Raw genomic sequence first — 19,916 nt, forward strand, 5'->3', positions numbered from 1 at the left:
CCCGTCCCCCTCCGGACACAAGCCTCAATAACCCAGCGACAACCCGGTGTTACGCCGTGGGTCGTTCGCCCCGTAGAAACGGTTCTTGCCTACCGGCTTGCCACCCAGGGATGGCGCGCCGACCAGGATCGCCGCCAGGTGGTTGGCATCCTGGGGACCGGCGAACTTGTGGCCCCAGCTTTCGAGGATTTTCACCGTGTCCGGGCTGGTGGTGAAGGCTTCCAGGTTGGTTTCCTCCGGCAGCCACTGCTGGTGGAACCGCGGTGCATCCACCGCTTCCTGGATGTTCATGCCGTAGTCGATCACGTTGAGCATGGTCAGCAAAGTCGCGGTGATGATCCGGCTGCCACCCGGCGTACCGACCACCATCACCACTTTGCCGTCCTTGGTGACGATGGTCGGGCTCATGGACGATAACGGCGCCTTGCCGGGGGCGATGGCATTGGCCTCGCCCTGCACCAGGCCGTACATGTTCGGCACGCCGATTTTCGAGGTGAAGTCGTCCATTTCATCGTTGAGGATGACCCCGGTCTTGCTCGCCATCACGCCGGCACCGAACCAGTCGTTGAGGGTGTAGGTCACCGACACCGCGTTGCCCCACTTGTCGACGATGGAGTAATGGGTGGTGTTGTTGCCTTCATGGGGCGCTACGCCGGGCTTGAGTTCGCTGGAAACCGCGGCTTTTTGTGGTTTGATCGCTTCGCGCAGCTTGGTCGCGTAGTTTTTATCCAGCAGATGGGCAATCGGGTTCTTCACGAAATCCGGGTCACCCAGGTAGCTGTTACGGTCCACATAGGCGTGGCGCATCGCTTCGATCTGATAGTGCATGCCCTGGGCCGAGTGGTAGCCCAGATCCTTCATCGGATAACCTTCGAGGATGTTCATGATCTCGCAGATCACCACGCCGCCGGAGCTCGGTGGCGGTGCCGAGACCACGTGGTAGCCACGGTAGTCGCACTCGATGGGCGCCAGTTCGCGGGTCTTGTATTTGTCGAGGTCGGCCTGGGTGATGATGCCCTTGTTGGCCTGGCTGGAGGTGACGATGGCGTCGGCCACCCAACCCTTATAGAAACCGTCGGCGCCTTTCTCGGAGATCTCCCGCAGGGTCTTGCTCAGGTCCTTTTGCACCAGTTTCTGGCCGACCTGCATCGGCTCGCCTTTGCTCAAGAAGATCGAGCCGGAATCCTTCATGTCCTTCTTGAACATGTCGGTGGCGTAGTCCAGCAGATCGACGTCGCCCTGCTCCAGTTCAAAACCGTCTTCAGCCAACTTGATGGCCGGGGCGATGATTTCCTTGCGCGGTTTGGTACCGTATTTGGACAGCGCCAGTTCCATGCCCGAAACGGTGCCCGGCACGCCCACGGCCAGGTGGCCACGGGTACTCAAATCGGGAACGACGTTGCCCTCCTTGTCCAGGTACATGTTGGCGGTAGCGGCCAGCGGGGCTTTTTCACGGAAGTCGAGGAAGGTCTTGCGCCCGTCCGCCAGTTGAATGGTCATGAAACCACCGCCGCCGAGGTTGCCTGCCGCGGGGTACACCACCGCCAGCGCATAGCCGACCGCGACCGCCGCATCCACGGCGTTGCCGCCGTTCTTGAGCACATCCACGCCCACATGGCTAGCCAGGTGCTGGGCCGTGACCACCATGCCGTTTTCCCCGGTAGCCGGGGCCACGGAGGCGGCATGGGCGGTCAGGCAGCTGAGCGCCAACGAGGTCGCAATCAGCGATTTGGCAAAAGGTTCGTACTTCATGAGTCGGTCTCTTCTTGTTATTTCGTAGGAAAACGCTTCAAAAGCCGTAGCCAAGTATGGTCGGGATTACGTATTGCGCCTCCCCGTCGAGACAGTATCCTTAACGCCTGTTCAGCAATTTTGCGCGAGCCCTGGCATGACCTATACCTGCACCACCGTGGCGTCACCTGTGGGCCAGTTGAAGCTGGTCGCGAACGGTTCACGACTGGCGGCCATCCTCTGGGAAAACGACAAACCCGGCCGGGTTCGCCTGGGGCCGATGAGCGAAGCGCCGGACAACCCGATCCTGGTTCACACGGCTGCGCAGTTGCGCGAATATTTTTCCGGCACCCGCGATCGCTTCGAACTGGAACTGGATTTTGCCGGTACGGAATTTCAGAAGAAGGTCTGGGCAGCGCTGCTGACCATCCCGTTCGGCGAGACCCGCAGCTACAGCCAGATCGCCGAGCAGATTGGCAACCCGGCGGCGGTCAGGGCGGTGGGGGCGGCGAATGGCAAGAACCCGATTTCGATCGTGGCGCCGTGTCACCGGGTAATTGGTGCGTCGGGCAAGCTCACCGGGTTTGCCGGTGGGCTTGAGGCGAAGGCGTTGTTGCTGACGCTGGAGGGTGGGCAGTGGCCCGGCACGGCACGCCTGCCAGGCTTTTGATCTTTTGATCTTTTGATTTTGTAGGAGCTGCCGCAGGCTGCGATCTTTTGACTGTGCTTTTCAAAAGCAAGATCAAAAGATCGCAGCCTGCGGCAGCTCCTACGGGAGATTGCGTTTAATTGAAAAGGGGTTTCATCGCCGCATACTGCAACAGCATGATGGTCTTGGCGTCGCAGATCTCGCCGCGGTAAAACGCTTCGAGCGCATCCTCGAACGCCCACTCCAGCACTTCCAGTTCCTCGGTTTCCGCCTCCAGTCCACCACCGTCGCTGACTTTCGACTTCGCATCGTACTCGGCAATGAAAAAGTGCAGCTTTTCCGTCACCGAACCCGGGCTCATGTACGCCTCGAACACCTTCTGCACATGGTGCACGCGGTAACCCGTCTCTTCCTCGGCTTCATCGCGGATGCGGTCTTCAGGCGCCGCGCCTTCCAGCAGCCCCGCCGCCACTTCGATCAACAGGCCATCGTGGCCATTGACGAACACCGGCAAGCGAAATTGCCGGGTCAGTACCACGGTTCTCTTTTCGCGGTTGTACAACAGAATCGCCGCACCATTGCCACGGTCGTAGACCTCTCGCGTCTGGCGTTGCCACTCGCCGTTGTTGCGTTGGTAATCAAAGGTGATTTTCCTGAGCAGGTACCAGTCGTGGGACAACACCTGAGACTCAAGGATGTTGACCCGCTCGGCTGTGTTCGACATGACAACGCGTCCTGTTATTTGTCTGAGGGTCCACATGTTAAGTGAAAACGGACAGCATTTGCCCCCTCAAGCAAGCGCCGCCCTGGCGACGGTTCAACTTTTCCGGGGATGGAACAATCGCTGCAACCGGGATAGGCTGCGGCTTCAATGCCATATGGATATAGCCATGAACCTGCGTATCGAACTGTCGCCAAACCCCACGGAAGAACAACGCCTGGCCATCCTCAAACCGCTGCGCGCCTACAATGGCTCGAAGGCCGAAGGTAACGTGCCTGAGCACATCGCCTTGCTGGTGCGCGACGACAACGACGAAATCCTCGGCGGCCTGCATGGCCGATTGTTTTACCAGTGGCTGTACGTCGACTTGCTGGTGGTGCCGGAACAGGCCCGGGGACAGGGCCTGGGTTCGAAACTGATGCAGATGGCCGAGGACCTGGCGCGGGAACGACGCTGCGTCGGGCTGTGGCTCGACACCTTTGAATTCCAGGCGCCGGAGTTCTACAAGAAATGCGGCTACAGCGAGATCGGACACATTGCCGACTACCCGCCGGGGCACAAGCACTTTTTCTTCCAGAAGCGCCTGAGCTACTGACCAGCACACAAAACCACTGTAGGAGCGAGCCTGCTCGCGATGGCGGACTGTCATTCAACATTGATGTCGACTGACTTACCGCTATCGCGAGCAGGCTCGCTCCTACAGGGGTATGCAATAAACCTTCAAATCACAGGCAAGTCGCCAGCGCCGCCAGCCGGCGCTTGGCCACGAAATCATCGTGCTGTGCGTAGTAGCTCAACACCGTGCCCGAGGCATCGGTGGTCACGTCGACGAAGGACTCCGCCGAACGGGTGTAAACGGTCGTGCCGCCCTTATCCCCTGGTTGCAAATAGGCAGCGGCATCGACGCCGAACACGGCCTCGTCCTGCCAGGAAAACTGCACGCACTGGGCGACGTCTTTTGCCGGTTTTTCCGAGTTCAGGGTCTTGTACGGGGCCTTGGTGCGGGCGTCGTTCATCGCCGAGCCGGCGCATCCCGCCAGCAACGTCGCGGCCAGCGCCACCATCAGAATTCGCATTGCATTCACTCATCAGGAAAAAGCGGACTTTATCACCCCGGCAGCCCGTATCGTTCTGCTTTACTGCATTTATACCGCGACAGCGCGCAACGATTCGCGCACCCTGTCGCGCCAATAACGCCGCATCGCACCCCTGACTGGAAATCTGATGACACCTAATGCCGAGTTCTACAAACCGAGCACTGAATATGCCGACAAGCTGATCAGCCAGATCGGCCAGACGCCTTCCTGGATAGCCAAGCGAATCGGCGTCACCGACAAGCGGATTCGCTACATCCTCGACGGCGAAAGAACCGTCAAAGGCGAAACCACGCCGATCCAGATGACCTACACCGAACAGTTTGCCCTCGAATGCCTGGCGGCAGCGGCCAAGGCCAGCAAGAAGCAGTCTTCGTAATCCCCACTCAAGGAGCAACCATGGCGGCAACCGAACTGCAGCATGAGCAAGCACTCAAGAAGTTTCTCGAGGCGCGCCCCGAGTTGCGCGAAGAACTCGACCACCTCAACCCGCTGTTGGCTCAGGCCAAGGGTGAAACGGCGGCTCAGTATCGCGAGGAACGGCTGCACGAAGCGTTTGAAGCTGAAGCAGAACGCCAGAAGTTGTTCGCTTGGGAACTGACGTTGCAGTTAACCACCGCCACACCCCAGGATTACGAAGCGCAGCGCCTGGAAGTGCACCGGGAAGTGGCGGAAATGGCCGGCATGGACTGGCTGGAATATTGCGAGTTGAATGGGATAAAACCCTAAGCACTGTTCAGGGATACCATCGCCGATGCTGCCCAACACCGCCAGGACCCACGCCAGCCCCGGTCACTTGCACACGCAGAAATGGCGCGGGCGCATAGGCCTGAGCCTGGTGGCCATGCTCTCGGTGCTCGCCGGCATGACCGACGCCATCGGCTTCATGGCCAGCGGCGACTTCGTCTCGTTCATGAGCGGCAATACCACCCGGATGGCTGTCGCCATCAGTACTGGCGACCTTGGGTTGACCCTGCGCCTGGTGATCCTCGTCGCCACCTTCATCGTCGGCAACGCGCTGGGCATTATCGTCAGCCGGCTAGGCAGACGCCGGGCCCTGCCCTTGTTGCTGAGCATTGCCACGTTGTTATGCGCCGCCGCGGCCTGGCCTTTCGACGCGCAACTGCCCGCACTGCTGGCAGCGATCATCGCCATGGGAATGCTCAACGCCGCGGTGGAAGAAGTGAACGGCCTGCCGGTGGGCCTGACTTACGTCACCGGCGCCCTGTCGCGTTTCGGCCGCGGGCTGGGCCGCTGGATGCTCGGTGAGCGTCGTAACGGCTGGCGCGTGCAACTGATCCCCTGGACCGGCATGTTCGCCGGCGCGGTACTCGGTGCCGTGCTGGAACACCACCTGGGGCTCAAGGCGTTGTTTGCCAGTGGCCTGCTGGCTGCCGGACTCGGGGTGTTGTCGTTGAAGATCCCGCGGCGCTGGCAGTTGGGGTATATGCCGCGCTAACACCTCAATCTCCATGTAGGAGCTGCCGCAGGCTGCGATCTTTTGACTTTGATTTTATTAAAAACAAGATCAAAAGATCGCAGCCTGCGGCAGCTCCTACAGAGGGCTTGCGTGTATATGGCAGGCTACCTTCGCGGCAAAGCCCTTCGCCGCCCCGCCGATAAAGCTTTATCATGGCCGCAGTTTCGCTGATCGAGTCCGTCATGAAATTCGCCATCGCCGTGTTTTCCGCCGCCCATGCGCCCTCCTCGCGCCGCGCCTTGCTGTTCGCCCAAGCGGCGCTGGCCGGCGGGCATGAGATTGTCCGGCTGTTTTTCTACCAGGACGGCGTCTACAACGCGTCTGCCAGCGTGGTCACGCCCCAGGATGAACTGGACTTGCCCAGGCAATGGCGCACCTTTGTCAGCGACCATCAACTCGATGGTGTGGTGTGCATCGCCGCTGCCCTGCGTCGTGGCGTGTTGAATGAAGAAGAAGCCAAGCGCTATCAGCGCGAGGCGGTTGCCGTCGGTGCTCCGTGGGAATTGTCGGGCCTCGGCCAATTGCATGACGCCGCGCAGGATGCCGACCGCCTGATCTGTTTCGGAGGCGCATGACATGGCCAAATCCTTGTTGATCATCAGCCGCCAGTCGCCATGGTCCGGCCCTGGCGCGCGCGAAGCGCTGGATATCGTGCTGGCCGGGGGCGCCTTCGACCTGCCGATCGGCCTGTTGTTTCTCGATGACGGCGTGTTCCAGCTCGTCGCCAGTCAGGACGCCAAGGCCTTGCAACTGAAAGACCTGAGCGCCAATCTGCAAGCCCTGCCGATGTTCGGTGTCGAGGAACTGTTTGCCTGCGGCGACAGCATCACCCAGCGCGGCCTGGACCCCAGCGGCCTGTCGCTGGAAGAAGCCCAAGTGTTGGCCGCCCCTGAAATCACCGCCCTCATTGACCGTTACGACCAGGTGATCACCCTCTGATGTCGACTTTGCATGTGTTGTCTCATTCCCCGTTCGGCGACGAACGCCTGACCAGTTGCCTGCGCGTAATCGGCGCCAACGACGGGTTGCTGTTGTCCGGTGATGCCGCCTATGCGTTGCAGCCAGGCACCGCGCCCTTCACGGTGCTCAGCGCACGCGGCCTGAAGCTGTTCGTCCTGGCTGAAGATGCCCAGGCCCGTGCGCTTGCGGTTCCAGAATGGGCCAAGGCCATCGATTACCCGGCCTTCGTCGAACTGTCGATTCACTACGACAAGGTCAACAGTTGGCTATGAATGCATTGACGGTCGGCGCCCGCGCCATCGAGCTGGACAAGGATGGTTTCCTGGTCGAACTGAGTGACTGGTCCGCCGACGTGGCCAGTGCCCTGGCGGCTGCCGAAGACATCGAGTTGACGCCCGAACACTGGGAAGTCCTCGAGCTGCTGCGCAGTTTCTACGCCGAATTCCAGCTGTCACCGGCCACCCGTCCGCTGATCAAGTACACCGCCCTGAAACTCGGCCCGGAAAAAGGCAACAGCCTGCACCTGAACCGACTGTTCAAAGGCACTCCCGCCAAACTCGCCGCGAAACTGGCGGGCCTGCCCAAACCGACGAATTGCTTATGACTGATTACCCAGCACTGACCCTCGAAACACCAGCCGAGCATCCGTTCGCCCAATTCGTGCGGATCCTTGGCAAAGGCAAACGCGGCGCCCGTGACCTGACCCGGGTCGAGGCCCGCGAGGCCATGGGCATGGTGCTCGATGAAAAGATCGAGGAAACCCAACTCGGCGCATTCCTGATGCTGTTGCGGCACAAGGAAGAAAGCTTCGAGGAGATGGCAGGCTTCACCGAAGCCTTGCGCGAACGCCTGAATCCTCCGGCACTGGCGGTGGATCTGGACTGGCCGACCTACGCCGGCAAGAAGCGGCACTTGCCGTGGTATCTGTTGGCAGCCAAGTGCCTGGCACAAAACGGCGTGCGGATTTTCATGCACGGCGGCGGCGCCCACACGGCCGGTCGGCTGTACAGCGAGCAACTGCTGGGCGAATTGAACATCCCGCTGTGCCGCAACTGGCAGCAAGTCGGCTCGGCACTGGACAACGGCGGCCTGGCGTTCATGCCTTTGATGGACTGGGCGCCACAGTTGCAACGGATGATCGACCTGCGCAACACCCTGGGCCTGCGCTCGCCGATCCACTCCCTGGCGCGGATTCTCAATCCGCTGGGCGCCCGTTGCGGTCTGCAAAGCATTTTCCACCCGGGTTATCAGGCGGTGCATCGCGATGCCAGCGGCCTGCTGGGTGACACCGCCATCGTGATCAAGGGCGATGGCGGCGAGATCGAGATCAACCCGGACGCCGACAGTCACCTGTACGGCACCACCGGCGGCGTTAGCTGGGACGAGGAATGGCCGCAGTTGTCGGCGCAACGTCACGTCAAACCTGCTTCGCTTGAACCTGAACATTTGAAAGCAGTCTGGCGTGGCGATGTGGTCGACAGCTACCCGCAAATGGCCCTGATCTCGACCATGGCCCTGGCCCTGCGTGGCCTCGGACAGACCCGCGACCAGGCCTTCGAAACCGCTGAAAAATACTGGGCTGCGCGGGACAAATCAATTTAATCGATCATTCGCGCCCGATCTTTGCGCTTTTTGTTCGAACTCATCGGAATAGACTCAACTCCATCGATTATGGGTTTCGGGAGTCTCGAACATGGGTTTGTTAGTTGATGGCCGCTGGCAGGACAAATGGTACGAAAGCAGCAAGGACGGCGCGTTCCAGCGTGAACAGGCGCAGCGACGCAACTGGTTGACCGCTGACGGCAAGCCCGGACCGACCGGCGTCGGCGGTTTTGCGGCCGAGCCTGGGCGCTATCACCTGTACGTGTCCCTGGCCTGTCCGTGGGCTCATCGCACACTGATCCTGCGCAAACTCAAAGGCCTCGAAAACCTGATCGACGTCTCGGTGGTCAGTTGGTTGATGCTGGAAAACGGCTGGACCTTCGACCAGCACCTGGGTTCGACCGGCGACAAGCTCGATCGCTTCGACTTCATGCACCAGCGCTACACCGCCGACACCGCGGACTACACCGGCCGCGTCACCGTACCGGTGCTGTGGGACAAACAACAGAATCGCATCGTCAACAATGAATCATCGGAAATCATCCGCATGTTCAATGGCGCCTTCGACGATCTGACCGGTAACGACCTGGACTTCTACCCGGCGCCGCTGCGTGGAGAGATCGATGCGCTGAACGAGCGGATTTATCCGGCGGTGAACAATGGCGTGTACCGCGCCGGGTTTGCCACCTCGCAACAGGCTTATGAAGAAGCCTTCGATGATGTGTTTACCGAGCTGGATCGGCTGGAGCTGCTGCTGGGTGCCAACCGTTACCTGGCTGGCGAATACCTGACCGAAGCGGACATCCGCCTGTTCACCACGCTGATTCGCTTCGATGCGGTGTACTACGGGCACTTCAAGTGCAACCTGCGGCGGATTGCCGATTATCCGAACCTGTCGAACTGGCTGCGGGAAATTTACCAGTGGCCGGGGATTGCCGAGACGGTGGACTTCACCCATATCAAGAACCACTACTACGCCAGCCACCGCACCATCAACCCGACGGGTGTGGTGCCGAAAGGGCCGGCACAGGACTTCACCGCGGCCCATGATCGGGAGCGGTTTAGCGGGAAAGGGGTTTGGCGCAAGGCCTGAGTTTGATCTAAAAATTTTATTGTCTTTTAGGGCCTCATCGCGAGCAGGCTCGCTCCTACAGGGGATTTTTGAACGCCACAAATCCGATGTAGGAGTGAGCCTGCTCGCGATGGGAGCGACTCGGTGCCTAGACCTGTCCCTGAGCCCCTTCAAACCACGCCAGTTTCTCGCGCAGTTGCACCACTTCACCCACGATCACCAATGTCGGCGCATGCACTTCATGCTCCGCCACCAGTCGTGGCAGGTCTGCCAGGGTGCCGGTAAACACCCGCTGGTTGACCGTGGTGCCCTGCTGGATCAGTGCCGCCGGGGTATCGGCGGCGCGACCATGTTTGATCAACTGCTCGCAGATGATCGGCAAGCCCACCAGGCCCATGTAGAACACCAGGGTTTGCGCCGGCGCGACCAGATCGGCCCATGGCAAATCGCTGGAACCGTCCTTGAGGTGGCCGGTGATGAATCGCACCGACTGCGCATAATCGCGGTGAGTCAGCGGAATCCCGGCATAAGCCGCGCAACCACTGGCCGCCGTGATCCCCGGCACGACCTGGAACGGGATGCCTTGGGCCGCCAGTTCTTCGATCTCTTCACCACCACGACCGAAGATGAACGGATCGCCGCCCTTCAATCGCACCACACGCTTGCCTTGCTTGGCCAGGTCCACCAATTGCTGGTTGATCTGATCCTGCGGCACCGCGTGATCGGCTCGGCGCTTGCCGACGTAAACCCGTTCGGCGTCGCGACGGCACAGTTCGAGAATTGCCGGTGCCACCAAACGGTCGTACAGCACCACATCGGCTTGCTGCATCAGACGCAATGCCTTGAACGTCAGCAGGTCGGGGTCACCTGGCCCTGCGCCCACCAGATAGACCTCACCGGTCGCCACTGGCGCTTCGCCATCGATTTTCGCCTGGAGCAACCGCTCGGCTTCACCGCCCTGCCCGGCCAGTTGCCGATCGGCAATCGGCCCCTGGAAAACATCTTCCCAGAACGCCCGACGCTGCTGCACATCCGGAAACAGGCCTTTGACCTGATGACGGAATCGCGCCGCCAAACCGGCCAGGTGACCGTAGGTGGAAGGAATCCAGGTTTCGATCTTGGCGCGGATCAAACGTGCCAGCACCGGCGCATCGCCGCCGCTGGACACTGCAATGATCAACGGAGAACGGTCGACGATCGCCGGGAAGATCACGCTGCACAGGGCTGGCGCGTCCACCACGTTGACCGGCACGCAACGCCGATGGGCATCGGCGGAAACTTGTGCGTTCAGCGTTTCGTCGTCGGTGGCGGCAATGATCAGCCCGCAACCGTCCAGGTCCGTTTCGGCGTAGCCACGTAGCAGGCACTCGCCACCGCTGCCGGCAACCAGCTCGCGCAGTTGTGCTTCGATTTCAGGTGCAACCACCCGCAGCAGCGCACCGGCATCGGCCAGCAGGCGGGATTTGCGCAAGGCAATCTCCCCCCCGCCGACGACCAACACACGACTGCCGCGAAGGTTGTGAAACAGCGGCAGATAGTTCATTTAGCCGATAACCTCGAGGCCACCCATGTACGGCTTGAGGACTTCAGGCACACGGATCGAACCGTCGGCCTGCTGATAGTTCTCGAGCACCGCCACCAGGGTACGGCCGACAGCAAGACCGGAGCCGTTCAGGGTGTGCACCAGTTCCGGCTTGCCGGTTTCCGGGTTGCGGAAACGCGCTTGCATGCGACGGGCCTGGAAGTCGCCGCAGTTGGAGCACGACGAGATTTCGCGGTATTTGTCCTGGCTCGGGATCCACACTTCCAGGTCGTAGGTCTTGACCGCGCTGAAGCCCATGTCGCCGGTGCACAACGCCAGGGTGCGGTAAGGCAGTTCCAGCAGTTGCAGGACTTTCTCGGCGTTGGCGGTCAGGCCTTCCAGCGCTTCCATCGACTTCGCCGGCTCGACGATCTGCACCATCTCGACCTTGTCGAACTGATGCTGGCGGATCATGCCGCGGGTATCGCGACCCGACGCGCCGGCTTCACTGCGAAAGCACGGGGTGTGGGCAACGAACTTGATCGGCAGCAGTTTCGAATCGACGATTTCGCCGGCGACGATGTTTGTCAGCGACACTTCGGCGGTCGGGATCAGGTACAGGTCTGCTTCGCCTTCGCGCGCAATCTTGAACAAGTCTTCTTCGAACTTCGGCAACTGACCGGTGCCTTGCAGTGCCGGAGCCTGGACCAGATAAGGCGTGTAGGCCTCTTCGTAGCCGTGCTCGGTGACGTGCAGGTTGATCATGAACTGCGCCAGGGCGCGGTGCAGACGGGCAATAGGGCCGCGCAGCAGGGCGAAACGGGCGCCGGACAGTTTGGCAGCGGTTTCGAAGTCCAGCCAGCCGAACTTCTCGCCCAGGGCCACGTGGTCCTGAACCGGGAAATCGAAGGCCGTCGGGGTTCCCCAGCGGCGCACTTCGACGTTGCCGTCTTCGTCTTCGCCGACCGGTACCGATTCGTGCGGCAGGTTGGGGATGCCCAGCAGGATCGAGTCCAGCTCGGTCTGGATCGCGTCCAGTTCGACTTTACCGGCACTCAATTCGCCCGCCATGCGCTCGACGTCCGCCATCAGCGGCGCGATGTCTTCGCCGCGCTGCTTGGCCTGACCGATGGATTTGGAGCGCGCGTTACGTTCAGCCTGCAGTGCTTCGGTGCGGGTCTGGACGGTCTTGCGCTGTTCTTCCAGCGCTTCGATGCGCGCAACATCCAGGGCATAGCCACGGGAAGCCAGGCGGTCCGCTACGTCCTGAAGGTTGCTACGTAACAGTTTGGAATCGAGCATGTCGGTTTCTCGTTTATCAAAGTTTGGTCAAGGACAGGCCGGCCCAGGTGGCAAGCAGCCCGCCGAATACGCTGAGCGCCGCATAGCCCAGGGCCAGCGGCACTTGCCCGCTTTCCAGCAGGCGCACCGTATCCAGTGAAAAGGATGAAAAAGTCGTCAGCCCCCCGAGGAAGCCAACGATCAACCCGGCGCGAATCTCAAAAGGCACCTCCGGGCGTATCAAAAACAGACCGTATAGAACACCGATCAGCAAACAGCCCACGATATTAACGGCCAGCGTCGCGGTATAGAAGTGCCGTGGCCAATTCGCGTTGATCCAGTTGCCCGTGGCGAAGCGCAACAGAGTGCCGGCCATCCCGCCGACGGAAACCGCAACGATCACAGGAAGCACTATTTTCTCCGCTGCCTTGGGCTTAAACGGTCGAGTTTCGCCAGGTGATTGAGCTTTTCGCCGATCTTCAATTCCAGGCCACGGGGCACAGGCTGATAGAACGGGATCGGGTCGAGTTCTTCCGGGAAATAGTCTTCTCCGGCGGCGTAGGCGTCCGGCTCATCGTGGGCATAGCGGTATTCATCGCCGTAGCCCAATTGCTTCATAAGCTTGGTCGGCGCGTTGCGCAGGTGCAGCGGGACTTCCAGCGAGCCGTGTTCGGCGGCGGCGCGCAATGCAGTCTTGAAGCCCATGTACACCGCGTTGCTTTTCGGTGCGCAGGCCAGATACGTGATGGCCTGGGCCACGGCCAGTTCGCCTTCGGGGCTGCCGAGGCGCTCCTGCACTTCCCACGCCGCCAGGCACAGGCTCAAGGCACGCGGGTCGGCATTGCCGATGTCTTCGCTGGCCATGCGCACCACGCGCCGGGCCAGGTACAAGGGGTCGCAACCGCCGTCGATCATCCGCGCGAACCAGTACAGCGCGCCGTCGGGGTTGGAACCGCGCACCGATTTATGCAGCGCGGAGATCTGGTCGTAGAACGCTTCGCCACCCTTGTCGAACCGCCGGCGGGTATCGCCGAGCAGGCTTTGCAGCAGGTCGACACCCATTTCGCCGTTGTCTTCGGCGAGGTCCGAGGCGTTTTCCAGCAAGTTGAGCAAACGCCGGCCATCCCCATCGGCGGCCGACAGCAGCATCTGGAACCCTTCATCGCTGAGGGTCAAGTTGCGTTTGCCCAGGCCACGCTCTTCGGTCAATGCGCGGTGCACCAGCTTGCGCAGGGCCGCTTCGTCGAGGCTTTTGAGCACGTAGACGCGGGCCCGGGACAGCAAGGCGTTGTTGAGTTCGAACGAGGGGTTTTCCGTGGTTGCGCCGATGAAAATCAGCGTGCCGTCTTCGACATAAGGCAGGAACGCGTCCTGCTGCGACTTGTTGAAGCGATGCACTTCATCGACGAACAGGATGGTGCGCTTGCCGTATTGCCCGGCCTGCTGTTTGGCGATTTCCACCGCCTGACGGATCTCCTTGACCCCGGCCAGCACCGCCGAGACCGTTTCGAAGTGCGCATCCGAGACTTCCGCGAGCAATCGCGCCAGGGTGGTTTTGCCCACACCCGGCGGCCCCCAGAAAATCATCGAATGCAGGGCACCCTGCTCCAGCGCTTCGCGCAAGGGCTTGCCGCGAGCGAGCACGTGTTCCTGACCGACGTACTCGTCCAGATTGGCCGCGCGTAAACGGGCGGCCAAGGGCTGGGCGATGGGGGTGCTGCGAAACAGGTCCATGGTATCGGGTGAAACCTCACTGCAAGATTTGAACACCGCAGGTCACTGTAGGAGCGAGCCGGCTCACGATGGCGGCATTACATTCAACATCAATGTTGACTGACCGGACGCTATCGCGAGCAGGCTCACTCCTACAGGGTTTTGCGTATTACTCTTGGATCACATCCGCACCCTTGGGGATGTCAAACTTGAACTTGGACGCTGGCACTGCTTCGTTGGCCTTCACCCCGGTGAACAGGATGTTGGTGCGTTGGCCGACGCTGTCGATCAGTTGCATGTCGTTGAGCAGACCGTTGCGGAACGACAGACGCAGGTTGTCGAACAGAGTGTCCTTGGTTTTCGGCTTCAAGGTGAAGTCGATCACGCCACCCGCCTCTTTCGCGGTGATGTCGAAACTCTGGCTGATCTTCGACACGTCACCGGACAACAGCAGAGCCGGGGTCTGGGTCAGACGCTCGTCCAGCTTCTTGATCGTCGCCTGCTCCAGATCCGGATCCCACAGAGTGACTTTCTTGCCGTCGGATACCATGGTCTGCTCGGCCGGCGCATTAGTGTGCCAGTAGAACAGGCCCGGGCGCTGCAGCGTCATGTCGCCGGTGGTTTCCTGCAACTGGGTGCCGCTGCCGTCGAGGGTCAACTGCGAAAAGTTGGCCGTCAGCGTCTTGGATTTTTCCAGCAATTGGGTCAGGCGCGCCACGTCCTTGTCATCGGCGTTAGCCTGGAGCGTGGTCAAAGCCAGTACCGGCAGCAACAACATGCGGATCAGACGCATGGGAGTCCTCATAACATTCGTGGGAGTGCGGGCGACGCCAATGGGCGCCACCCCTTTCATGCTCGGGTCAGTCGCGCACCGGGCCCGGGGCCAGGACTTCACGCGAACCGTTGGTGTTCATGGACGTCACGACCCCGGCCATTTCCATGGCTTCGATCATGCGCGCGGCGCGGTTGTAGCCGATCTTCAGCTTGCGCTGAACCGCGGAAATGGAGGCACGACGGCTTTCCAGCACGAACTGCACGGCTTCGTCGTACAGCGCGTCGGCCTCAGGATCGTCACCGTCGCCGCCACCACTGCTGCCTTCGAAGCCGCTACCCGCCTCTTCGACGCCATTGAGAATGTCGTCGTTGTATTCCGGCGCGCCACGCAGTTTCCAGGCTTCCACCACGCGGTGAACCTCATCGTCGGACACGAAAGCACCGTGAACACGAATCGGCAGGCTGGTGCCCGGCGGCATGTAGAGCATGTCACCGTGACCGAGCAGTTGTTCGGCACCGCCCTGGTCGATGATGGTCCGCGAATCGATCTTGCTCGATACCTGGAACGCCATACGGGTCGGGATGTTGGCCTTGATCAGACCGGTGATCACGTCTACCGACGGACGCTGGGTCGCAAGAATCAGGTGGATACCGGCCGCCCGCGCCTTCTGGGCGATACGGGCGATCAGTTCTTCAACCTTTTTGCCGACGATCATCATCATGTCGGCGAATTCGTCGACCACCACCACGATGGTCGGCAGCTTTTGCAGGAGCGGCGCTTCGTCGTGAATGCTTTCGCGCTTGTACAGCGGATCGCTCAACGGCTCGCCGGCGTCCTGGGCTTCCTTGACCTTGGCGTTGAAGCCAGACAGGTTTCGCACGCCCATCTTGGCCATCAGCTTGTAGCGTCGCTCCATCTCGGCAACGCTCCAGCGCAGGGCGTTGGCGGCGTCCTTCATGTCGGTGACCACCGGGCACAGCAGGTGCGGAATGCCTTCATAGATCGACAGTTCCAACATTTTCGGGTCGATCATGATCAGCTTGGCGTCTTCCGGGCCGGATTTGAACAGGATCGACAGGATCATCGCGTTCACACCCACCGACTTACCGGAACCGGTGGTACCGGCCACCAGCAGGTGCGGCATTTTCGCAAGGTCGGTGATGACCGGCTTGCCGCCGATGTCGTGACCCAGGGCCAGGGTGACCGGGGATTTGAAGTTGTCGTATTCGGGGGTCGACAACACCTCGGAGAAACGCACGATCTGCCGGTCTTCGTTGGGAATCTCGATACCGACGGTGGTCTTGCCCGGAATCACTTCCACCACGCGCACGCTGGTCACGGCCAGGGAACGGGCCAGGTCTTTGGCCAGGTTGGAGATGCGGCTGACCTTGACACCGGCCGCCGGCTGGATTTCGTAACGGGTGATCACCGGACCCGGGTGAATCGAATCCACCGTGACTTCAACGCCGAATTCCTTGAGCTTGATTTCCAGCAGGTGGCCGACCGCCGCCAGGGATTCAGGCGAGTAATTGAGCTGTTTCTTTTCCGCGGGATCGAGAATCGAGATTGGTGGCAAGGTGCCTTCCACGGCGCTGTCGACGAACAACGGCGTCTGCTTCTCTTTCTCGACGCGCTTGCTCGGTGCGGCGGGCTTTGGCGGCGCGGGCGCAATCACCGGCGGCACCTGTTTCTCGCGCTCGGACATGTGCTTGCTCAGGGCTTGCTCACGCTCGATCAGCCGCTCCTTGACCTTCGCCTGCTCGCGCTTGTCGGTGACGGTCGGCGCGACCACTTCATCCATACGGTCGTCGACTTCACGCAACTGGGCAACCAGTCGTTTGCGCTCGGTACGGGCCGCCCACCAGCGATTGGCCGCACCCTGGAACAGTTCGAACAGGTCGAGGGTAATCTTGCCAGTGATGTCCATCACCTTGAACCACGACAGGTCGGTAAACACAGTCAGGCCGAACAGGAACAACGCAATGAACAACAGTGTGCTGCCCTGGATATTCAAGGCGTTCCTGGCCAGGTCGCCAAGGCTTTCGCCCAGCGCCCCGCCCGCACCGGCCGGCAGACCGGTCGCGGCATGGAAATGGATATGGGCCAGAGCGGCGCCCGACAGCACCAGGAACACCAGGCCGATCAGGCGCCAGGAGAACAGCCAACCGCTCCACTGCCACGGTTCGTGACGCTGGCGGAAGATCTGGTACGCCTTGACGGCCAACAGCAACGGGAAGATGTAGGCGAAGTACCCCAGCACCATGAACAGGATATCGGCGCTGTAGGAGCCCGCTGGCCCGCCGAAGTTCTGCACGTCGTCGATCTTGCTGTTATGACTCCAGCCCGGATCATCCTTGCCATAGGTCAACAAGGCCATCATCAGGAACAGGCACAAGGCACCGATGGCGATCAGCGCACCTTCCTTGAGTCGGTAGTGCAAGTGCTGACGCCAGAGCGGAACGACGGCTGGTTTAGGTGCTGCGGTGGATTTCTTCAAAACGCTTCTTTTCCTGCGCCAATGGCGCGTCCATCTGGTGAATGTCTATAAAAACTGCCGAAAAACTACCCAATCCAGGCAGGTAAAAAAGTTAACACGCGTAACCGGGACTACTTTTAACACTGCGCCCCGGTTTTTATAAACACGGCGCGCACTGAATATATGTAACACGCAGGGCATTGTACGGGTTTGTACGCACGACGCCATGCTTGAGACCCTTGGGTGTAGCATAGTCAACAGCACATGACATGCTGTTCAATTTGAGCATGCATTCTCTTTGGTGACAAAGGCTTATGAGGTGTTTTTATGAGCGAAGCGAAGCATTCACGCCTGATTATCCTGGGCTCCGGCCCTGCGGGTTACAGCGCGGCCGTTTATGCCGCCCGCGCCAACCTCAAGCCCGTTGTCATTACCGGCATACAGGCGGGTGGCCAGCTCACCACCACCGTCGAAGTGGATAACTGGCCAGGCGACGTCGAAGGCCTGACCGGACCAGTCCTGATGGACCGCATGCAAAAACACGCCGAACGCTTTGCCACCGAGATCGTTTACGACCACATCCACACCGCCAAGTTGCAACAACGGCCGTTCGAATTGATCGGCGATGGCGGCACCTACACCTGCGACGCCTTGATCATTGCCACCGGCGCCTCCGCGCAATACCTGGGCCTGCCGTCGGAGGAAACGTTTGCCGGCAAAGGGGTATCAGCGTGTGCGACCTGTGACGGATTTTTCTATCGCAATCAGGTGGTCGCGGTGGTCGGCGGCGGTAATACGGCGGTCGAGGAAGCCTTGTACCTGTCGAACATCGCCAAGGAAGTGCACCTGGTGCATCGGCGCGACAAGCTGCGCTCGGAGAAGATCCTCCAGGACAAACTCTTCGAAAAAGCCGCCAACGGCAATGTCCGCCTGCACTGGAACCAGAACCTGGACGAAGTGCTCGGCGATGCCCGCGGCGTGACCGGCGCCCGCCTGCGGGACAGCCAAACGGGTGAAACCAAAGAGCTGCCGCTGGCCGGGGTGTTTATCGCCATCGGCCATAAACCCAATACCGACCTGTTTACGGGCCAACTGGAAATGCGCGACGGGTATCTGCTGGTCAAGGGTGGCAGCGAAGGCGATGCCACCGCTACGGCGATTGCCGGGGTTTTTGCCGCCGGTGACGTGGCCGACCACGTTTATCGCCAGGCCGTTACGTCTGCCGGGGCCGGTTGCATGGCGGCACTGGACGCCGAAAAATACCTCGACGACATTCCAACCGTTTGAAGGCAAACTTTATGGCGGGCCAAAACCCGCCACTGCCCTCCCCTTCTGTAAGTCCGGATGCCATGCTGACTTGGTTACAACGCAATACCTTGCATTTCCCACCGTTGGAAAAGGCCATGCGCGACCCCAACGGGCTTCTGGCTGCAGGTGGTGATCTGTCCGCCGATCGGCTGATCTCGGCTTATCGCCACGGCTGCTTCCCTTGGTTTTCCGAAGGCCAGCCGATCCTCTGGTGGTCTCCGGACCCGCGCACGGTTCTGTTTCCCGACGAATTGCACGTCTCGCGCAGCCTGAACAAACTGCTGCGTCAGCAACGCTATCAAGTGACCTTCGATCAGGACTTCGCCGCCGTCATCCGCGCCTGTGCCGCCCCCCGGGATTACGCCGATGGCACCTGGATCACCGAGGCCATGCAGGACGCTTATATCGAGCTGCACAGGCGTGGACACGCGCACTCGGTGGAAGTATGGGACGGGGACGAACTGGTTGGCGGGCTGTATGGCCTGGCAATGGGCCAGTTGTTTTTCGGCGAGTCCATGTTCAGCCTCGCTGACAACGCGTCGAAATTCGGCTTTGCCACGCTGGTCCGGCATCTGAAAGACTCGGGCTTTGTACTGATCGATTGCCAGATGCCCACCGACCACCTGCATAGCCTGGGCGCCCGGGCGATTGCGCGCCGCGAGTTTGCCGATTATCTGGCCAGGCACCTTGACCAACCCAACCATGCCACCTGGGTTTGCTGAGCGACTTTTGCGCGCGTGGCTTACACTTATTCAAAAGCATTATCCCGAGGGTTGATCATGACCGAGTTGGCGCGTTTGAAGTTCTATGCCACTCAGCCGCACTCTTGCAGTTATCTGCCCGATGAGCAGGCCACAACCCTGTTCCTCGACCCTAGTCAGCCCATGGATGTGCATGTCTATGCAGACCTGTCGGAGATGGGTTTTCGTCGCAGTGGCGATCATCTCTATCGGCCGCATTGCCAGAATTGCAATGCGTGCGTTCCGGCGCGTATTCCCGTGGGACAGTTCACGCCCAACCGGCAACAGAAACGCATCTTCAAGCGCAACGCGGATTTGCAGGTGCGTCCCGCCAAGCCCGGCTTCAACGAAGAGTACTTCGACCTTTACCAGCGCTATATCGAACAGCGTCACGCCGATGGCGACATGTACCCGCCAAGTCGCGACCAATTTTCGACATTCCTGGTGCGGGACCTGCCGTTTTCACGCTTTTATGAGTTTCGCCTGAACGGCCGGCTGCTGGCCGTCGCGGTCACCGATCTACTGCCGAACGGTCTTTCGGCGGTCTACACCTTCTACGAGCCCGCCGAAGAGCGTCGCAGCCTTGGGCGCTACGCAATCCTCTGGCAAATCGCCGAGGCCAGCCGGCTGGGGCTGGAGGCGGTCTACCTCGGCTACTGGATCAAAAACTGCAAAAAGATGAACTACAAGACTCAATATCGCCCCATTGAGTTGCTGATTAATCAGCGCTGGGTGGTTCTAAACTAGAGCCAGCCCTAAACCCCTTGGCTTAAACCCCACTTTTCGGGCACA

General features: G+C 60.6%; 23 protein-coding genes. 14 read left to right on the forward strand and 9 right to left on the reverse strand.

What is annotated here, in order from left to right; translation table 11 throughout:
• Window positions 1-24: 24 nt before the first annotated feature.
• On the reverse strand, window positions 25-1,752 hold the full coding sequence (ggt, locus tag AC1D19_RS22130) for a gamma-glutamyltransferase (RefSeq protein WP_477754224.1): 1,728 nt from the start codon (window positions 1,750-1,752) through the stop codon (window positions 25-27).
• A gap of 136 nt (window positions 1,753-1,888) precedes the next feature.
• Here ggt and AC1D19_RS22135 point away from each other — a divergent pair, with 136 nt between their 5' ends.
• Window positions 1,889-2,401, forward strand: a complete 513-nt coding sequence (locus AC1D19_RS22135) for a methylated-DNA--[protein]-cysteine S-methyltransferase (protein WP_477764565.1) — start codon at window positions 1,889-1,891, stop codon at window positions 2,399-2,401.
• A gap of 115 nt (window positions 2,402-2,516) precedes the next feature.
• Here AC1D19_RS22135 and AC1D19_RS22140 read toward each other — a convergent pair whose 3' ends face one another.
• A complete protein-coding gene (locus AC1D19_RS22140) occupies window positions 2,517-3,104 on the reverse strand; it encodes an NUDIX domain-containing protein (RefSeq protein WP_477756589.1) in 588 nt (195 codons plus the stop codon).
• Between the two features lie 166 nt (window positions 3,105-3,270).
• Here AC1D19_RS22140 and AC1D19_RS22145 point away from each other — a divergent pair, with 166 nt between their 5' ends.
• Entirely contained in the window at window positions 3,271-3,696 is a 426-nt protein-coding gene (locus AC1D19_RS22145; RefSeq protein WP_477764566.1) for a GNAT family N-acetyltransferase, read from the forward strand.
• A 130-nt stretch (window positions 3,697-3,826) separates the two neighbouring features.
• Here the strand turns inward: AC1D19_RS22145 and AC1D19_RS22150 are convergent, their stop codons facing one another.
• The gene (locus AC1D19_RS22150) at window positions 3,827-4,177 is read right to left on the reverse strand and encodes a hypothetical protein (RefSeq protein WP_477764567.1); all 351 of its coding nucleotides are present in this window, start codon (window positions 4,175-4,177) and stop codon (window positions 3,827-3,829) included.
• 148 nt (window positions 4,178-4,325) lie between these two features.
• Between AC1D19_RS22150 and AC1D19_RS22155 the strand changes: the two genes are divergently transcribed.
• From AC1D19_RS22155 to AC1D19_RS22195, 9 genes are all read left to right on the forward strand, one after another.
• A complete protein-coding gene (locus tag AC1D19_RS22155; RefSeq protein WP_008015571.1) occupies window positions 4,326-4,574 on the forward strand; it encodes a hypothetical protein in 249 nt (82 codons plus the stop codon).
• Between the two features lie 20 nt (window positions 4,575-4,594).
• Window positions 4,595-4,924 carry a DUF6388 family protein gene (locus AC1D19_RS22160; RefSeq protein ID WP_477756587.1) on the forward strand — a complete coding sequence of 110 codons (330 nt, stop codon included), beginning with the start codon at window positions 4,595-4,597 and terminating at the stop codon, window positions 4,922-4,924.
• Window positions 4,925-4,949: 25 nt separating this feature from the next.
• Window positions 4,950-5,654 (forward strand): YoaK family protein, encoded by a 705-nt coding sequence (locus AC1D19_RS22165; protein ID WP_477756586.1) that lies wholly within the window; start codon window positions 4,950-4,952, stop codon window positions 5,652-5,654.
• A gap of 203 nt (window positions 5,655-5,857) precedes the next feature.
• Window positions 5,858-6,250: a sulfurtransferase complex subunit TusD gene (tusD, locus tag AC1D19_RS22170; RefSeq protein ID WP_477764568.1), complete on the forward strand. Its 393-nt coding sequence runs from the start codon at window positions 5,858-5,860 to the stop codon at window positions 6,248-6,250.
• Between the two features lies 1 nt (window position 6,251).
• On the forward strand, window positions 6,252-6,614 hold the full coding sequence (gene tusC, locus AC1D19_RS22175; RefSeq protein WP_477755018.1) for a sulfurtransferase complex subunit TusC: 363 nt from the start codon (window positions 6,252-6,254) through the stop codon (window positions 6,612-6,614).
• Window positions 6,614-6,907, forward strand: a complete 294-nt coding sequence (tusB, locus tag AC1D19_RS22180; protein WP_477755019.1) for a sulfurtransferase complex subunit TusB — start codon at window positions 6,614-6,616, stop codon at window positions 6,905-6,907. The genes tusC and tusB overlap by 1 nt, the downstream gene beginning before the upstream one ends.
• Window positions 6,904-7,239 carry a TusE/DsrC/DsvC family sulfur relay protein gene (locus AC1D19_RS22185; RefSeq protein ID WP_046037873.1) on the forward strand — a complete coding sequence of 112 codons (336 nt, stop codon included), beginning with the start codon at window positions 6,904-6,906 and terminating at the stop codon, window positions 7,237-7,239. Before tusB ends, AC1D19_RS22185 begins: the two co-directional genes overlap by 4 nt.
• Entirely contained in the window at window positions 7,236-8,237 is a 1,002-nt protein-coding gene (locus AC1D19_RS22190) for a glycosyl transferase family protein (protein WP_477759978.1), read from the forward strand. The genes AC1D19_RS22185 and AC1D19_RS22190 overlap by 4 nt, the downstream gene beginning before the upstream one ends.
• A gap of 91 nt (window positions 8,238-8,328) precedes the next feature.
• Window positions 8,329-9,330 (forward strand): glutathione S-transferase family protein, encoded by a 1,002-nt coding sequence (locus tag AC1D19_RS22195; RefSeq protein ID WP_477764569.1) that lies wholly within the window; start codon window positions 8,329-8,331, stop codon window positions 9,328-9,330.
• Window positions 9,331-9,457: 127 nt separating this feature from the next.
• On the opposite strand, the gene cysG is transcribed toward AC1D19_RS22195, so the two are convergent.
• From cysG to AC1D19_RS22225, 6 genes are all read right to left on the reverse strand, one after another.
• Window positions 9,458-10,852, reverse strand: coding sequence for a siroheme synthase CysG (gene cysG, locus AC1D19_RS22200; RefSeq protein WP_477755023.1), 1,395 nt, complete (start codon window positions 10,850-10,852; stop codon window positions 9,458-9,460).
• Window positions 10,853-12,133, reverse strand: coding sequence for a serine--tRNA ligase (gene serS / locus AC1D19_RS22205; protein WP_477764570.1), 1,281 nt, complete (start codon window positions 12,131-12,133; stop codon window positions 10,853-10,855).
• A gap of 16 nt (window positions 12,134-12,149) precedes the next feature.
• Entirely contained in the window at window positions 12,150-12,524 is a 375-nt protein-coding gene (gene crcB / locus AC1D19_RS22210; RefSeq protein WP_477764571.1) for a fluoride efflux transporter CrcB, read from the reverse strand.
• Window positions 12,524-13,846, reverse strand: a complete 1,323-nt coding sequence (locus AC1D19_RS22215) for a replication-associated recombination protein A (protein ID WP_477764572.1) — start codon at window positions 13,844-13,846, stop codon at window positions 12,524-12,526. The genes crcB and AC1D19_RS22215 overlap by 1 nt, the downstream gene beginning before the upstream one ends.
• A 148-nt stretch (window positions 13,847-13,994) precedes the next feature.
• Window positions 13,995-14,618 carry an outer membrane lipoprotein periplasmic chaperone LolA gene (gene lolA / locus AC1D19_RS22220; RefSeq protein ID WP_477755027.1) on the reverse strand — a complete coding sequence of 208 codons (624 nt, stop codon included), beginning with the start codon at window positions 14,616-14,618 and terminating at the stop codon, window positions 13,995-13,997.
• Between the two features lie 67 nt (window positions 14,619-14,685).
• On the reverse strand, window positions 14,686-17,097 hold the full coding sequence (locus AC1D19_RS22225) for a DNA translocase FtsK (RefSeq protein ID WP_477759980.1): 2,412 nt from the start codon (window positions 17,095-17,097) through the stop codon (window positions 14,686-14,688).
• A 306-nt stretch (window positions 17,098-17,403) separates the two neighbouring features.
• On the opposite strand from AC1D19_RS22225, the gene trxB reads away from it, so the two are divergent.
• The 3 genes from trxB to AC1D19_RS22240 all read left to right on the forward strand — a co-directional run bounded on the left by trxB (window position 17,404) and on the right by AC1D19_RS22240 (window position 19,871).
• Entirely contained in the window at window positions 17,404-18,363 is a 960-nt protein-coding gene (gene trxB, locus AC1D19_RS22230) for a thioredoxin-disulfide reductase (RefSeq protein WP_477755029.1), read from the forward strand.
• A gap of 62 nt (window positions 18,364-18,425) precedes the next feature.
• Window positions 18,426-19,106 carry a leucyl/phenylalanyl-tRNA--protein transferase gene (gene aat / locus AC1D19_RS22235; RefSeq protein ID WP_108217862.1) on the forward strand — a complete coding sequence of 227 codons (681 nt, stop codon included), beginning with the start codon at window positions 18,426-18,428 and terminating at the stop codon, window positions 19,104-19,106.
• A 57-nt stretch (window positions 19,107-19,163) separates the two neighbouring features.
• A complete protein-coding gene (locus AC1D19_RS22240; protein ID WP_111287927.1) occupies window positions 19,164-19,871 on the forward strand; it encodes an arginyltransferase in 708 nt (235 codons plus the stop codon).
• Window positions 19,872-19,916: the final 45 nt, after the last annotated feature.

The organism is Pseudomonas sp. P1_C12 (assembly GCF_056406435.1).

What these genes read in the sequence shown, in the direction of transcription:
- ggt (WP_477754224.1), bottom strand. Translation starts at nt 1,752, where the DNA reads ATGAAGTACGAACCTTTTGCCAAATCGCTGATTGCGACCTCGTTGGCG.
- AC1D19_RS22135 (WP_477764565.1), top strand. Translation starts at nt 1,889, where the DNA reads ATGACCTATACCTGCACCACCGTGGCGTCACCTGTGGGCCAGTTGAAG.
- AC1D19_RS22140 (WP_477756589.1), bottom strand. Translation starts at nt 3,104, where the DNA reads ATGTCGAACACAGCCGAGCGGGTCAACATCCTTGAGTCTCAGGTGTTG.
- AC1D19_RS22145 (WP_477764566.1), top strand. Translation starts at nt 3,271, where the DNA reads ATGAACCTGCGTATCGAACTGTCGCCAAACCCCACGGAAGAACAACGC.
- AC1D19_RS22150 (WP_477764567.1), bottom strand. Translation starts at nt 4,177, where the DNA reads ATGCGAATTCTGATGGTGGCGCTGGCCGCGACGTTGCTGGCGGGATGC.
- AC1D19_RS22155 (WP_008015571.1), top strand. Translation starts at nt 4,326, where the DNA reads ATGACACCTAATGCCGAGTTCTACAAACCGAGCACTGAATATGCCGAC.
- AC1D19_RS22160 (WP_477756587.1), top strand. Translation starts at nt 4,595, where the DNA reads ATGGCGGCAACCGAACTGCAGCATGAGCAAGCACTCAAGAAGTTTCTC.
- AC1D19_RS22165 (WP_477756586.1), top strand. Translation starts at nt 4,950, where the DNA reads ATGCTGCCCAACACCGCCAGGACCCACGCCAGCCCCGGTCACTTGCAC.
- tusD (WP_477764568.1), top strand. Translation starts at nt 5,858, where the DNA reads ATGAAATTCGCCATCGCCGTGTTTTCCGCCGCCCATGCGCCCTCCTCG.
- tusC (WP_477755018.1), top strand. Translation starts at nt 6,252, where the DNA reads ATGGCCAAATCCTTGTTGATCATCAGCCGCCAGTCGCCATGGTCCGGC.
- tusB (WP_477755019.1), top strand. Translation starts at nt 6,614, where the DNA reads ATGTCGACTTTGCATGTGTTGTCTCATTCCCCGTTCGGCGACGAACGC.
- AC1D19_RS22185 (WP_046037873.1), top strand. Translation starts at nt 6,904, where the DNA reads ATGAATGCATTGACGGTCGGCGCCCGCGCCATCGAGCTGGACAAGGAT.
- AC1D19_RS22190 (WP_477759978.1), top strand. Translation starts at nt 7,236, where the DNA reads ATGACTGATTACCCAGCACTGACCCTCGAAACACCAGCCGAGCATCCG.
- AC1D19_RS22195 (WP_477764569.1), top strand. Translation starts at nt 8,329, where the DNA reads ATGGGTTTGTTAGTTGATGGCCGCTGGCAGGACAAATGGTACGAAAGC.
- cysG (WP_477755023.1), bottom strand. Translation starts at nt 10,852, where the DNA reads ATGAACTATCTGCCGCTGTTTCACAACCTTCGCGGCAGTCGTGTGTTG.
- serS (WP_477764570.1), bottom strand. Translation starts at nt 12,133, where the DNA reads ATGCTCGATTCCAAACTGTTACGTAGCAACCTTCAGGACGTAGCGGAC.
- AC1D19_RS22215 (WP_477764572.1), bottom strand. Translation starts at nt 13,846, where the DNA reads ATGGACCTGTTTCGCAGCACCCCCATCGCCCAGCCCTTGGCCGCCCGT.
- lolA (WP_477755027.1), bottom strand. Translation starts at nt 14,618, where the DNA reads ATGCGTCTGATCCGCATGTTGTTGCTGCCGGTACTGGCTTTGACCACG.
- trxB (WP_477755029.1), top strand. Translation starts at nt 17,404, where the DNA reads ATGAGCGAAGCGAAGCATTCACGCCTGATTATCCTGGGCTCCGGCCCT.
- aat (WP_108217862.1), top strand. Translation starts at nt 18,426, where the DNA reads ATGCTGACTTGGTTACAACGCAATACCTTGCATTTCCCACCGTTGGAA.
- AC1D19_RS22240 (WP_111287927.1), top strand. Translation starts at nt 19,164, where the DNA reads ATGACCGAGTTGGCGCGTTTGAAGTTCTATGCCACTCAGCCGCACTCT.